10 protein-coding genes are annotated in these 15,036 nt (G+C 55.2%); 4 read left to right on the forward strand and 6 right to left on the reverse strand.

Annotated elements, in window-relative coordinates:
* Nucleotides 1-159 precede the first annotated feature (159 nt).
* Both DQG23_RS37455 and DQG23_RS37460 read left to right on the forward strand, forming a co-directional pair.
* Nucleotides 160-1,713 (forward strand): SWIM zinc finger family protein, encoded by a 1,554-nt coding sequence (locus tag DQG23_RS37455; protein WP_113036166.1) that lies wholly within the window; start codon nt 160-162, stop codon nt 1,711-1,713.
* Entirely contained in the window at nt 1,710-4,646 is a 2,937-nt protein-coding gene (locus DQG23_RS37460) for a DEAD/DEAH box helicase (protein ID WP_113036167.1), read from the forward strand. The genes DQG23_RS37455 and DQG23_RS37460 overlap by 4 nt, the downstream gene beginning before the upstream one ends.
* A gap of 139 nt (nt 4,647-4,785) precedes the next feature.
* Here DQG23_RS37460 and DQG23_RS37465 read toward each other — a convergent pair whose 3' ends face one another.
* Nucleotides 4,786-5,868, reverse strand: coding sequence for a Gfo/Idh/MocA family protein (locus DQG23_RS37465; protein WP_113036168.1), 1,083 nt, complete (start codon nt 5,866-5,868; stop codon nt 4,786-4,788).
* A gap of 145 nt (nt 5,869-6,013) precedes the next feature.
* Between DQG23_RS37465 and DQG23_RS37470 the strand changes: the two genes are divergently transcribed.
* The gene (locus DQG23_RS37470) at nt 6,014-6,886 is read left to right on the forward strand and encodes an AraC family transcriptional regulator (RefSeq protein ID WP_113036169.1); all 873 of its coding nucleotides are present in this window, start codon (nt 6,014-6,016) and stop codon (nt 6,884-6,886) included.
* A 185-nt stretch (nt 6,887-7,071) separates the two neighbouring features.
* On the opposite strand, the gene DQG23_RS37475 is transcribed toward DQG23_RS37470, so the two are convergent.
* Entirely contained in the window at nt 7,072-7,920 is an 849-nt protein-coding gene (locus DQG23_RS37475) for a DUF92 domain-containing protein (RefSeq protein WP_113036170.1), read from the reverse strand.
* Between the two features lie 201 nt (nt 7,921-8,121).
* On the opposite strand from DQG23_RS37475, the gene DQG23_RS37480 reads away from it, so the two are divergent.
* Nucleotides 8,122-9,276, forward strand: a complete 1,155-nt coding sequence (locus DQG23_RS37480; protein WP_113036171.1) for an alpha-hydroxy-acid oxidizing protein — start codon at nt 8,122-8,124, stop codon at nt 9,274-9,276.
* A gap of 156 nt (nt 9,277-9,432) precedes the next feature.
* Here DQG23_RS37480 and DQG23_RS37485 read toward each other — a convergent pair whose 3' ends face one another.
* The 4 genes from DQG23_RS37485 to DQG23_RS37500 form a co-directional block, all read right to left on the reverse strand.
* Nucleotides 9,433-10,149, reverse strand: coding sequence for a response regulator transcription factor (locus DQG23_RS37485; protein ID WP_113036172.1), 717 nt, complete (start codon nt 10,147-10,149; stop codon nt 9,433-9,435).
* Between the two features lie 60 nt (nt 10,150-10,209).
* Nucleotides 10,210-12,006 (reverse strand): two-component system histidine kinase PnpS, encoded by a 1,797-nt coding sequence (gene pnpS, locus DQG23_RS37490; RefSeq protein ID WP_113036173.1) that lies wholly within the window; start codon nt 12,004-12,006, stop codon nt 10,210-10,212.
* Nucleotides 12,007-12,199: 193 nt separating this feature from the next.
* Nucleotides 12,200-13,201 (reverse strand): bile acid:sodium symporter family protein, encoded by a 1,002-nt coding sequence (locus tag DQG23_RS37495; protein WP_238178224.1) that lies wholly within the window; start codon nt 13,199-13,201, stop codon nt 12,200-12,202.
* An 8-nt stretch (nt 13,202-13,209) separates the two neighbouring features.
* The gene (locus tag DQG23_RS37500; RefSeq protein ID WP_113036199.1) at nt 13,210-14,751 is read right to left on the reverse strand and encodes a fumarate hydratase; all 1,542 of its coding nucleotides are present in this window, start codon (nt 14,749-14,751) and stop codon (nt 13,210-13,212) included.
* Nucleotides 14,752-15,036 lie beyond the last annotated feature (285 nt).

Below are 15,036 nucleotides of genomic sequence, written 5' to 3' on the forward strand. Positions count from 1 at the left end.
TATGCGTAGCTTACCCTTTCGGATGGAGGTACGAAAATTCGGCAAAATCTGCTTCCCTCGGAGTTATCAGACACGCCCTAGGCAAATTTCGTATTTTGCGCTGTATCATTCTATAATACAATAGACTCGATCTTTCACTATGAAGCAAGGAGCTTTGCTATGAGTTCAATTCCCGTTCTAAACGACGAGCAGTGGTTGAATCTTCTCAAATATGCAGCTTCGGATTTCAACGAGGTTACCCTCAGCCGGGGGTTTCAATATTTCAAGCAGCAGTTCGTAAGAAGCTTGAGCGCCTCCGGGGATCATTCGCTGCAAGCAAGAGTGGCCGGCACCGAACAATACACCGTTACGTTTCATATCGACAAGCCCGCATCCGGCCGCTGCACGTGTCCGGTCGGCTATAACTGCAAGCATATTGCGGCGGTTATGATGGAGCTCGGCGACCGTATGGGCTACCCGGCTTCCCAGCTTGTGAATGCCAAACATCACATCAAGCAAATCGCGCTGGCCTCCCCTTCCGAGGAGCTGCTCAAGCAGTTGCCGGGCAAGGACGTTTTCGGCTGGCATGAGGCGATGAATGAAATAACCGCGCCAGTCAAGCCGCCATACAACCAAAGCCAATATATAGAAGAACTGCGTTATCGCCTTCAGCATATTCGAAAAGCCTCCATCCCTTTTTCGGAAATCGACTCGGTTTATTTCGATGTGCATCAAGAATTGTTTGTTTTGCGGAAGTTTAGGGAGCAGTGCACGCATGGGGAATATAAATACTACACGTCTTTTGTGCTGCCCCGGTTATACCGCGACATGCATGACCTGCTGCGTCAAAAGTCCGCCATGTCCGATTTCTCGCTTTCGGAAGCGAGGCTTAGCCAAACGCTGCAATATATTAGGCGGCAGATGGCCGAAGAAACCGGCTTCAGCTTTATGGAATACGGACTGTACGACGTCATGTGGGAGCTTTGGATCTCGCATCTCCCCGAAATTGAAATATGGGTTTCGCGTGAACTCGACGATATAGAAAAGCAAAGCCTTTTGTCTCCGTCTCTGGCGGCAGCGAAAGCTTTTCTGTACCTTCAACAGTCCAGAAACGAAGACGCTTGGGCTGTTATTGAAACCGGCGGCATACTTAAAGACATCCCTTCGAGCTTTCTGCTTTCATTCCTGTACCGTATTTCGGCTTCCGGGGACTGGGAAACGCTGACGAATTGGCTTACGAAGACGGCTTCTTCCTTCTATCGCAGGAGAAGCCACGAGCTGGAAGCGTATATCCGCCTATGGAACGAAGCCGCACAGCATGTTCCATATGCCAAGCAGCAAATGTGGAGCTTGCTGGAAAGCATGCTGCCCTACTCCATGTCGATTATCGAGGACATGCTCTACGAGCAGCGGGAATGGAAGCTCTGGATTGAAATGCAGATCCAGCAGGAGCATGACCCTCTTCACCATAGGGTCAGCGTCCTTCAGCCGATCGAGAAGGATGCGCCGGAGCTCCTTCTGCCTTATTACCATCAAGCCGTCAATCACTATGTGTCCCTAAAAAACAGGCATGACTACAAACAAGCGGTCAAGCTGCTCAAAAGGCTCGAAAAAGTGTACAAAAAGATGAAGCTTCCCGAACGCTGGGAGCGTTTCTTCGCCGGATTTACCGATAAGCACAGCCGGTTGCGCGCGCTGAATGAGGAATTGAAGAAAGGAAAGCTGCTAGGATGAGTACGACATTGTACAGCATGACCTTACATGCCGTTCTGACCGACGACGGGGATGCCCTGTTGTGGGGGCTGCAGGACGGAAACGATATTCCCGGCGAAAAATTCCGCAAACTATTGTTCGCCTGGCACGAACCGTCCTACTACGGCACAGCGCTGGAGCTGCGGCAGGCGGGGGAACTGACCGTAACGGTCCTGCCGGCGGAGATGGTTCTCCCCTTCTTCGCCGAGCCGAATTTGATGGCAATCTTCCGGTGGGAAGGCGGAGAAGAAGGCGCGATGGGACTGCTTGAAGCGGCGCCGCTCCTGCTCGAAGAAGCCAAAGCCGGACGTTATTCGCCGAGCTACGACGCTTTCCGGAACGGAAAGCTCGCGTGGACGTGGGAAGCCGTGGGCGAAGCGCTGGCCGGGTTGGATTGGGAGCGATTGCGCGCGGCAGAAGGCATAGGCAAGGAGATGAACGGTTTGCGCGCAGCCTTCTCAGCCGCCGTAAACGCGTTCCATTATACGGACGTAGCGGCGATGTCCGATCTTCGGCGGGATTACCCCGCTCTATTTCAAGAGGGTCAAACCTCGGCTTATGCGCTTACCGAAGAAGAATGGCTCGCTTCGCTCGGCTGGAAACCGGACACCGCTCCCTTCCGCCCCGCCCTGCAGCTCCTTGAACCGGACGAAGAGCTGGATGAATGGCGTCTTCGTTTGGTTCTGCAGGACAAAGGGGACGGCTCGTCACTCGTTCACGTTCGCCTTGCAACGGACGGCCATGCGTCGGGAGCATGGCCCGAGGAGTGGAGCTCTTACATCCTGGAGCGCTCTCCCGGATGGGCGGAAATGCTGGCGGCAGCCCTTCCAAGCGGCGATATCGGCGGCGAGCTGTTTGCCGAACCATTAAGCGACGAAGCCGCTTGGCGATTTTTGACCGCGGATAGCCGCCAATTATTGAACGACGGCTGGAACGTCATGCTGCCCGCCTGGTGGGAGGCAGCCTCGAAGCGCAAGCCCCGTCTGCGTGCGCAGGTTTCGCCGGAAGCCGGCGGCAGAGGAGAGTCGCTGTTCGGGATGAACGCCCTTGTCGACTTCGACTGGCGGATCGCGATCGGCGACTCGGATCTGAACGAAGCCGAATTCGCGGATCTGCTAAGCCGCAAGGAACGGCTTATCCGTTTCCGCGGCGAATGGGTCTACCTGGATCCCGCCCTTCTGGCACAGATCCGCAAGCTTATGGAAGGCGTAAACAAGGATGAGGGCTTGTCATTGCAGGATGTTCTTCAACTGCACCTGTTAAGGGAATCGGAGCAAGAGAAGCTTCCGGCAAGCGGCCGCGCGACCGGAGAAGAGCCGGAAGACGAAGATAGAATCAAACTCGAAGTCGAGTTGAACACGCATCTTTTGGCCCTGCTGCGCAAGCTTGCTCAACCGTCGGAACTGACGGAGCTTGCCGTACCCGAAGGATTGCAAGCGAACCTAAGGGGCTACCAGCGCGAAGGCTTCACCTGGCTCAGCTTCCTCAGACAGTTCGGGCTGGGCGCATGTCTGGCGGACGATATGGGGCTTGGCAAAACCGTCCAATTCATCGCTTATTTGCTGTATCACAAGGGGGATGCATCCGGCAAGCGGGATTCCGCTCCCGCCCTGCTCATTTGCCCGACATCCGTGCTCGGCAACTGGCAGAAGGAGCTTGCGCGCTTCGCTCCCGATTTGAACGTTTTGCTCCATTACGGAAAGGGACGGCAGGACGGCGAGGCGTTTCGCGATGTTTTGCAGCATACGGATGTTGTCGTCACTTCCTATACGACCGCTCTGCTCGACCAAGAAACGCTGCGGGAAATCCGGTGGAGCTCGCTCTGCCTCGACGAAGCGCAGAACATCAAGAACGCGCAGAACAAGCAATCCGCCGCAATCCGTACTTTTCAGGCGGCGCATCGCGTCGCGCTGACAGGTACGCCGATCGAAAATCGGCTGTCGGAGCTTTGGTCGATCTACGATTTCCTCAACCCCGGTTACTTGGGGAACCAGCGCGGGTTCCAGCACCGTTTTGCCAATCCGATCGAGAAGCATCACGATGAGGAACGCACGCTGCAGCTGCAGAAGCTCGTCAAGCCTTTCATGCTGCGCCGCAAAAAGAAAGATCCCGCCATCCAGCTCGATCTTCCGGACAAGCAGGAGATGAAGGTGTATATCAACCTTACGCCGGAGCAAGGCGCCCTGTACGAGCAGACGGTCAAGGATCTGATGGAGCGAATGAAGCATCTGGAGGGCATCGAGCGCAAAGGGGCCATTCTCGGCGCTTTAACCCGGCTTAAGCAGCTGTGCAACCATCCTGTCCTGTTGACGAAGGAAACGGCGATGTCGGAGGAATCGCTGCTGTCCGAGGAACGCCGGGAATCATTCGTCACGCGATCCGCGAAGCTGGAGCGAATCGTTGCCATGGTGGACGAGCTTCGGGACGAGGGCGATTCCTGCTTGATCTTCACCCAGTATGTAGGCATGGGCCGTATGCTGACCGACATCCTGGGGGCGCACCGGGGCGAGCCCGTACTGTACCTAAACGGCAGCACGCCCAAAGCGGAACGCGACAAGATGATCGAAACGTTCCAAGCGGCGGATGGAACCGGCCCGGGCATCTTCGTTCTGTCGCTGAAAGCCGGCGGCGTCGGCCTCAACCTGACGGCGGCGAACCATGTGTTCCATTTCGACCGCTGGTGGAACCCCGCCGTCGAGAACCAGGCCACCGACCGCGCCTACCGGATGGGCCAGAAGCGCAATGTGCAGGTGCATAAGTTCATTTCCCTCGGCACCCTGGAGGAGAAGATCGACGAAATGCTGGAGAGCAAAATGAGCTTGAGCGAGAACGTCATCTCCACCTCCGAAAACTGGATTACGGAGCTCTCGAACGACGAGCTGCGCGACTTGTTTGCGCTTCGGCAGTCGTGGTAGCGTTATATGAAAAACCGCACCACGCCTTGATTTGCGTGTGGTGCGGTTTTTGCATGCCGATTTTATGGGCAATCTTCGCGGGTACTCGCAGAGTAAGCAAAAACCGGCAGAACATCGTCCCGCCGGCTCATACAAATCTTTATTCGAAATAAACCGCTTTGCCCGTACGCGAGGATTCGTATACGGCTTCGAGAATTTCCGAAACGACAAGCGCTTGCTCAGGCGTAACGACCGGCTCGGTGTCGTTCAAGACCGCGTCGATCCACAAGCGAGCTTCGATATCCGCATCGCTCTCGGATTTGCCTTCGTAGAACGCCACGCCGCCGGATTTCAGGTCGACGCTGTGCGTGTACAGACGGCTGTGTTCTTCGCCGTTGATGCGCAGGCCGTCGTTCATGTCCGCGCCGCCTTCCGTGCCGCTAAGCGATACTCTCGCTTCCTTCACGTCAAGCGTGTTAAGCGCCCAACTCGATTCAAGGATAATCGTTGCGCCGTTTTTCATCGTAATCATCGCGAATGCGGAATCTTCTACGGTGAATTTCTTCGGATCCCAAGGACCCCAAGCATTCGCCGCGTTTTCTTTTTGCGAGAGCTTGTGGTAGGCCGTACCAAGCACAACCTTCGGCTCGTAGTTGTTCATCATCCACAGCGCCATATCGAGCGCGTGGGTTCCGATATCGATAAGCGGACCTCCGCCTTGTTTCTCTTCGTCAAGGAACACGCCCCAAGTCGGCACGGCGCGGCGGCGGATCGCATGCGCTTTCGTAAAGTAAATCTCGCCCAGCGTACCGTCTTCGATAACCTTTTTGAGGTGCAGGCTGTCCGGACGGTAACGGTTGTTGTAACCGACGGTCAGCTTCTTGCCTGTGCGCTTCGCCGTTTCTACCATGCGGCGCGCGTCTTCTGCAGTCTTGGCGATCGGCTTCTCGCACATTACGTGCTTGCCGGCTTCCAGAGCGGCAATCGTAATTACGGCATGCGAATCGTTCGGCGTGCAAACATGCACGACATCGATCGATGCATCCTTGAACACTTCGCGGTAATCTTCATATGTTTTGGCTTCCGCAGTGCCGAATTTGGCAGCCGCTTTCTCCGCGCGCTCCGTCACGATATCGCAAAACGCAACCATCTCTACCGTATCAAGCTTCGCCAAACTTGGCATATGCTTGCCGTTGGCAATTCCTCCGCAGCCGATAACAGCCACTCTGACCTTCTTGGACATGGAAACGGTTCCTCCTTTAACATAAAAACCTATGAATGTACGCTTCGGTATACTACAATGATAGTATAGTTACAAGCCTGCCAAAAAGATATGACGGATCTGGTTATCCTTATATGCGATTTTGTCATTCGGGAGATGCGATAAGGTGCAATTTTATAAAGAGGACATCCGCTTTGAGAACCCGTTTCTGAGCATGAAAATATTTGCCGCCAATCGTGTCGTCGATGCGATATCGCGGTGGCATCACCATAAAGAGGTTGAAATCCTCGTCATAGCCGAAGGCGTGCTGCACGTATTCGTCGAGGACGAGCAATACATGCTTCGCGCCGGAGAGCTTGTGCTGATCGGAGCCAACCAATTGCATCGCGACCGCTCCTACGCCGAGGAGGGCACGATGCGTTACTTCGTGCTCCAATTCGATATTCACGATTATTTCGAGCAGAGCACCATGCCGTACTACCGCTTTTTATCCGAAACCGACTATCCGTGGAGCAAGCTCAATTATATTTTCGGCAACAACGACACAGCCCGGGAATCGATCGTAGACAGCGTCAAGCAAATTTACGACGAGTCCCAAACGAAGCGGGAAGGTTATGAAATCGCCGTCAGCCTGCTGATCAAAAAAATCGTGCTCACCCTGCTTCGCAGCGACAACCGCCATTTTCCGCACCATCGCGAGAATAACGACCTGCTTCGGCTTCGTCCGGTGCTCGATTACATCGAACAGAACGTTTGCGGCAAAATTCAGGTGGAGGAAGCGAGCCGCATCGTAAATATGAGCTACTACTATTTCGTCAAGTATTTCAAAAAAGTGCTCGGCATGTCGTTCCTCGAATACGTCAATTACAAAAAGATCAAGCGGGCGGAGCGCATCTTGCTCACGAACGAAGTTAATGTCGCCCAAGTTGGCGAAGAGGTCGGCATGCCGAACATGGCTCACTTCTACAAAATGTTCCGCAAATACAACGATTGCTCGCCGCATGATTACCGCAAAAAAATGGCCGAATGGTCGAAGTAACCAAAAAAGCGCCGCTAACCGCCTTCTCGGCTGTCAGCAGCGCTTTTTTTGATGACTTCAAGCGGAGTTTGCTGCCGGATTCCATAGGATTTCGAAAGTCCGGAAACTCCTTGCTCCGCCTTCGTACCGCTTGCAGCTCGGAGCAGGTTGTCTTTCGCTCATAACGGCGGTCGGCCCGCCACTAACTATACAAGCAGCACCCATACGCCTACCGCTACGGCGCTTCCGGCAATCGAGCCGAGCACATTGACGGCGTCGTTGCCCATCCAGCGCAAGCCGCGGATACGCACGGCCGGCTTGCCGCAATGCTCCGCCCGCTCGATCTCTTTGCCGCACACGGTGCAGCGGTTCATCCGCTGCCACGCGGCGCCGATCGCGGAGTCCGCTAGCGAGCCGGCCATGCCCCCGGCGAACGCCGCAAGCAGCAGCGGCAGCAGGCCGTCGGCCAGAACGCCGGCATCCGCCGCCAAGCGGCTTGCCGCCGGCGTCGCTTGCAGCAGCGCATATGCCGCTGCGCCGATAAACAGGCCGCCGCATGCCGATGCGGCGAGGCCGAGAACCGTTACGCCGCCCGACGTTCCGGGCGGCACAGACGCCCCGGTGAGCAACGACCGGGGCTTGCTTTTGCTGAGGCCGCCGATTTCCGTGGCCCAGGTATCCGCATTGACGGCGGCAAGCGCGCCGACGAAAGCGGCCAGCCACAGCGGATCCGGCCAAAGCTGATTAGCCGCGCAAAGCAGCAGCGCCAGCCCGCCGTTGGCGGCTACCTGCCAGGCATCTCGGCGGCCGCCTTTTTCGTAGCCGCCCTCCGCTTCGCCGCGGGCCGCCTTTTTCCATTTGGACAGCAGCGAAGAGGATAGGAAGAAGGCGATCAGCGAACCGAACCAGGCCGGACTGCCCCATCCGAATAACAAGGTGCCCGTTACGATGGCCGCCGCAGCTCCGGAAACGGAGAGAGAGCGCTTGGCATAAGCCGCCGATACGACGGCTAAACTGCCGGCCAGCCCGATCCCCCAATGTATCCAAACATCCATATTTTCTGCATCCCCTCATAATGATAAACGGCTTAACCGCATTCGCAGAAAGCGATTTCGTAAGTATATGCATGGATGAGCGCGTTTACCGTTGAAATATAATCACTTGATAGATGAAACATATACACTCTTATATTTTTAAAATATAGAGATAAGACCTATCGGGCTCCTCTTTCTCATACACTTCTAAGAGGTGATCGTATGAACTACGGGGTCAAAATACGCAGTATCCGGATAAAAGAGCAGCAGCTTCCCGGCAGCGACCGATTGCCGATTTCGTTCGAAGACTGGGAGGCTCGGGCCAAAGTAAAGCTTCCCGTCCAAGCATTCGATTATGCGGAGACGGGAGCCGGCAGCGAAGCGACGATGCAGGCCAACCGCAGCGCATTCGCCCATTGGCGTATTTTGCAGCGTATTCTTGTAGATGTCGCCGACCGGAATTTGACGGTTCCTCTTTTCGACCGGGTATACCGTTTTCCCGTCGGCATCGCTCCGATCGGAAGACAGGCGTTTTATCATTCTGAAGGCGAAGTCGCCACCGCGCGGGCAGCTGCGGCCACCGGCGTATTATATATTCACAGCATGGTTGCGTCCCGATCGCTGGAGGATGTTGCGGCTACAGGCGCGCACAGGTGGATGCAGCTTTATTTGGGGCATGATTTGGAAGTAGTGGCCAGCATCATTCGCCGCGCGGAGGACGCCGGCTATACCGGTATCGTGCTGACCTTCGACCGTCCGGAGATCGGATGGCGGGAAAAGGATATGCAAAACGCCACCCAGCCCGTCACTTCTTCCGAAGGCGTAGGCAATCTGGTAACCGATCCCGTAGTGCGTCGTAAATACAGTCTCCCCCTGACGCCGGACTCCGTGCAGTGGATTACCGTCAATCCGGAAACGACTTGGGAAGCTCTTTCCTCCGTCCGGAAATTTACCCGTCTCCCCCTTCTCGTCAAAGGAATCACGTACCCGGCGGATGCCGTAAAGGCCATCGAAGCCGGTGCAGACGGCATCATTGTTTCGAATCACGGCGGACGTCATCTCGACGGAGCCGTCGCCGCGCTGGATAGGCTGCCGTTCGTCGTCGACGCGGTAAAAGGAGCGGTCCCTGTCCTATTCGACAGCGGCGTCCGGCATGGCGCCGATATTTGCAAAGCGCTGTGCCTGGGAGCGGACACGGTCCTGATCGGCCGTCCATTCTTGTACGGATTGGCCGTTGCCGGCGAGAAGGGCGTAAGACATGTGCTGGAAAATATGATCGCCGATTTCGATTTGACGATGGGCATCGCCGGTCATCCAAACGTACAATCCTTAGACAGGGAATCACTTCAATTTATCGGACCTTGCGGTCACCAATAAACGTTCATGCCCCGATGGCCTTAAGCTGTGATGAAACATACAGGCCCGCAGCGTGTATTCGTCATAAACCGCTGACGGTTCTAAGGTTGGCGGCGCCTACGCAGTGACCATTTCGATACCGAAGGAAAAAAAACGCCTCGCAATATGCGAAAGCGTTTATTTTTTGACCGTATTCGTGACAAGCTTATAGCCTACGCCGCGAATCGAATCGATCTGCACCGATTGCTGGTTCATTTCCAGCTTCTTGCGCAAAGAGCTGACGTGAACGTCGACGGTACGTTGACCGCCTATATAATCGAAGCCCCAGACGATGTTCATCAGATCGTCGCGGGTAACGACTACGCCGGGCCGCTGCACGAGATAAAGCAGAACCTCGAACTCCTTCGGACGCAGCGGGATCGATTCCCCGCCGAGTATGACCTCATATTTCTCGGGATAAATGCGCAATTCGCCGACCGCGATCATTTTGTCCCCGCTGCCGCTCGTATCCGCGAGAAAGTCTTCCGGCTGCGTTCTGCGAAGCACGGCGGATACCCGGGCCAACATCTCGGCCACGCCGAACGGCTTCGTAATGTAGTCGTCCGCTCCGTAACGGAGGCCCTGCACGACTTCCTCCTCGGCATTCCGCGCCGTCAAAATAATGACCGGCGTCTTGACGCCCTTCTGACGCAGCTTCGACAACACCTCGAAGCCGTTCATTCCGGGCAGCATGATATCCAATATTATAAGATCATAGGCGGCCTGCAAAGCGGCTTGCAAGCCTTCTCCGCCATGATCGATCACCTTGATTTCATAGCCTTCCTGCGCCAAGTTATAGGACAACAGGCGGGCCAGCGTCGGTTCGTCTTCGATTACCAAAATGTTCTGCGACATAGGGAAACCCCCAAAGTTTGATCTTACAGTGACAAGCCTATCATAATCGGGCTTTATCGTCTAGTGGATAACCGGGAGCTCGATCGTAAACCGCGAGCCGAGACCGACTTCGCTTTCCACCGAGATCGTGCCTTTGTGCAGCTCCACAAGATGCTTGACGATCGAAAGACCGAGGCCCGTTCCGCCTGAGCTGCGCGATCTCGCTTTGTCGACGCGGTAAAACCGCTCGAAAATCCGCGGCAAATCCTTCTTCGGAATGCCCATTCCCGTGTCCGAAATGATAATCCGCACCCGCTCGTAGTCAACGTCCGGATGAACGACTATAGGCTCCACTTGCACCTTCACTTTACCGCCTTCAGGGGTATAGTTGATCCCGTTCGACAGCAAATTAATTACGATTTGCCGCAGTCTGTCTTCATCCGCTTCGATGTAAATATCGTCGTCCACCTGCATGCTGAGCTCGATCCGCTTTTTATCCGCTTCCGCCTTCAGCATATGCAGCTGCCGATCGACAAAGCTTTTCATTTCGACCGGCGAGAAATGCATCGGAATTCGTTTCGATTCGATTTTGGACAACTCCAGAATGTCGCCGATCAACCGATTGAGCCGCTCGCTCTCGTCGAATATGATTTGCAGAAACGATTTCGCCGTTTCCTTATCGTTCAGCGCTCCCGCCAGCAGCGTTTCGGCAAAGCCTTTGACGGCCGCGATCGGCGTCTTCAGCTCATGCGAAACATTCGCTACGAATTCGCTGCGCATCCGTTCCAATCGGCGCATGGCCGTAATGTCGTGCAGCACGATCAGTACGCCGGCCCATTCCCCATCCACATGAGACATCGGGCTCAAATTGACCTCGAGAATGCGCTCCTCCGGAAAGTAAAAAATAATTTCGTCGCGTATATGCTCATGCGATTCGAAGCATTCGCCGATCATTTGCGTAAATTCGAACTGCTGCTTCGCTTGATCATACGGCTTCCCAAGCAGCTCCTCCGAAGAAAAGCCGAGAAACTCCTCCGCCGACCGGTTTAACAGAACGATCCGTTCCTCGCTGTCGATCATGACGACGCCGTTCATCATGTTTTCAAGCACGCTTTTCAAGCGGCCCTCGTCTTCCAAAATGCGGTTCACCTGCAGCTGCAAGCTATCGGCCATCGTATTGATCGCCTGTCCAAGCTGCCCGATTTCGTCGCGGTTGCGGATATTTACGCGCGACCGGTAGTTCATATTCGATATTTGATGGGCGACCCGCGTAATCTTTTCCAGCGGTCTGGTCAAATTATGCGCGATCCGGAAGCTTATTATGCCCGCGATAATAAACAGCACGAGCAAACCTCCAAGCAGCAGCATCCATAATTGCCGCACCTTCGCTTCGACATTCGCAAGCCCCGTCGCCAGTCTTATATAAGCCAGCTGCTTATCGCCGGACGCATCTACGCGAACCGCTACATAAAGCATATTCTGATCAAGCGTGTCGCTGTGGCGGATGAATGCCCCGACGCCCTCTTCCTGGGCCCGCATAATCTCTTGGCGGTTCAGATGGTTGTCCATCTCCTCCGGTTTGTGATCCGAATCGCCCAGCACTGTGCCGTCGGTGCGGATGAACGTGACGCGGGCGTCCGCCGACTCCTTCAAGTAGCGCGCCTGACCGCTGAAGTATTGCGTTAACTCGCTCTCGCTGCCGCTTTTGGACCAGTCGATCGTAGCCATAATGATTCGGATTTCCCGCTGCATGCTTTCCTTCAAGGCGGAAATATACGTGTTTTCCAGGAGTTTCGCCGTAATCAGACCTGCTCCGAGCACGGACAATCCGATCAGCAAAATAAATATAAAGGATACGCGCGTCCGGAATTTTCTCATACGTCCTCCTGTACGGTCTTATTCGCATCCCTCGCCGTTTCCGGCATACCCGGCTTTAACAGCGGCGGGCAGCCTAACAGCAAAAGAGAACGGCACGTTTCGCGCCGCTCCCTTCATCCTACCTTTACAATCCGCAAAAATCCAGCAGAGTACGTTAACGGAATGTAAATGTTGTGTAAATGTTTGGCCGCGTTCAAACCGCCTTCTCTCCGGCTTGAGGAGGATTGGAGCTCCGCCCGATGCCGAATTTGGCGACCAGCTTATGCATGATCGTCGCCATCGGCTGCTGGATCAGCGTCGAGATGACGACCGGCACCGCCGCCTTCGGCTCGAAATAACCGAGTCCCAGCACGATACCGAGCGAAATATTGCGCATTCCGGCGGCGTAAAGCAGCGTCACCGTCAGCTCGGGCTTGCGGAACAGCCATGCGCCCGCAAAGCCGAGTACGTAACAAATGACAACAAGCAGAACAACAAGCGGAATCATCGCAGGCAAATCGTTCTTGAGCTCGTTCATAAAAGGCTCGATCGCCGCCGCGTTGATCGCGACGACGGCGAACATCGCGAGCTTAGAGGCGGGCCCGGCGACCGGCGCGGACCATGCCTTCGCTTTGGCGCGGCTCCAATGGTTCACGGTCACGCCGGCAATCGTCGGGATGACTACGATGATCAATAAATCCTTCATCACCTTCCAATGGTCGAACGAAAGATCCGCACCGAAAAACAAGCCGATCTCCGCAGGAACGACCAGCGGACTAAGCGCCGAATCGAGCACGACCAGCGTTAGCGCGAGCGGAATATTGCCTTCGGCCATGCCGACCCACAGGATCGACGAGACACCCAGCGGGATGATCGCAAACAGAACGAAGCCGATGACGTAAGGCGAATCCGGACCGTAAACGGCCGCGCCCAAGCCATAAGCGGCAAGCGGCGCCGCAATATGCACCAGCATAAGCGTGACGAGCATGACAAGCGGCATCCGCATCGCCTGTTTCACCTGCAGAGGGCTGCAGCCCATCGCCATAACGAACGTCATGAAAGCGAACAAATACGGAGCCCACGCCGTATACTCGCGCAGCGGGCTCGGAAAAAGAAATCCCACTATCAACGATAGTGGAACGAAAATGAACATATACGATTCGAAAAAACCGTTCAGACGCAGTCCGGCCTGCGCCTTTCTGGAAGCGTTAAGCATAAAGCCTCTTATTTAAAAACCGTTTCTTTAAACGTTTCGAGCTTTTCAAGCGAATTTTTGTCCACTTCGGCGTGCAGGCTGTTGCCGTGCGAATCCATCGTGACGATCGCTGCAAAGCCTTCGCATTGCAAGTGCCACATCGCCTCCGGAATGCCGAATTCCATATAGTCGACGCCTTCAACCTTCTTGAGGCATTGCGCGTAGTATTGAGCCGCTCCGCCGATCGCGTTCAAATAGACGGCACCGTGATCCTGCAGCGCAGCAAGCGTTTTGGCGCCCATGCCGCCTTTGCCGATGACCGCGCGAATGCCGAACTTTTTGATGATATCGCCTTGGTAAGGCTCCTCGCGGATACTTGTCGTCGGTCCGGCAGCCTTCACCTGCCATTCGCCTTCCTCGGTCTTCACCATGACAGGTCCGCAGTGGTAAATGACGGAGCCGTTCAAATCGACCGGCGTATCGTTATCCATCAAATATTTGTGCAGCGCATCGCGTCCCGTATGAATCAAGCCGTTGATGACGACAACGTCGCCCACGCGCAGCTCGCGGATTTGCTCTTCGCTGATCGGCGTTTGAAGGACGATTTCGCGGCGCTCGGACACAGGTGCGGCATCGGCTTGCGCCGTTTCGTCCTGCTCCATAGCCACATCGCTGCCGCGATCGTAAGCCCAGCCGTTGATTTCGCCGGTTTCGGCATTCAGCAGTACGCCTTGACGCCGGAACGCCCAGCAGTTATAGGCTACCGAAACGAAAAAGCTGGCAGGCAAACGGTTCATCACGCCGACTTTACAGCCGAGCAGCGTCACTTGGCCGCCGAAGCCCATCGTTCCGATGCCGAGCTTGTTGGCATTATCCATCACGTATTCTTCAAGCTTGCGCAGCTCCGGGTTCGGATTGACGTCGTCCGCCGTACGGAACAGCTGCTGCTTGGCGAGGTCGTAGCCGCTCGTCCGGTCTCCGCCGATGCCGACGCCGATAAAGCCCGCGCTGCAGCCTTGGCCCTGCGCTTGATATACCGCATGCATGATGCATTTGCGGATGCCGTCGAGATCGCGTCCCGCTTTGCCGAGGCCCGGAAGCTCGGCAGGCAGGCTGTACTGGATGTTTTTGTTCTCGCAGCCGCCGCCTTTAAGAATGAGCTTCACTTCGATATCGTCGCGCTCCCATTGCTCGAAGTGAATGACCGGCGTTCCCGGTCCGAGATTGTCTCCGCTGTTGGCGCCCGTCAGCGAATCGACGGAGTTCTCGCGCAGCTTGCCTTCTTTCGTCGCTTGGCTGACAGCTTGGAGAATTTGCTTTTTCATAATCAATTGGTTTGCTCCGACCGGAGTGTGTATAATGAATGTAGGCATGCCCGTATCTTGGCAGATCGGCGATACGTTGGTTTCCGCCATCTCGATGTTGTTGGCAATGGTGGTTAACGATAACGCGGCACGCGTTCCTTGATCCTCTTGACGGCGCGCTTCGTTGATCGCTTTGCGGACGTCGGCCGGCAAATTGGTGGACGTTTCGACGATTAGCTTGTACACACTTTCCTGAAAATGCTTCATGAAGTAGTTGCCCCTTTCATTGTCTTTGCTCGTATATGCACTTATAATTACAAACATGGCACCGCCGCGTCATAAACTTCGGCATCAAATCTCTCAGCCAACGGGCGGAAATCCGGCAATCATCAGCAAAAAACAACGGCACAAGCTTGTTGGCCGATTATATACCTTCATTATAGTTCCGCAAGCCGAAAAAGTACAGTTTCACGAGAGGCCCATAAGCTGCTTCGCACGCTAGCTGCGGCGGCTTCATTCTTCTTTTCGGCCTTATAGCATCTATTACTAGCA

Source organism: Paenibacillus contaminans, from assembly GCF_003285015.1.
GTDB classification, from domain to species: Bacteria; Bacillota; Bacilli; order Paenibacillales; family NBRC-103111; genus Paenibacillus_V; species Paenibacillus_V contaminans.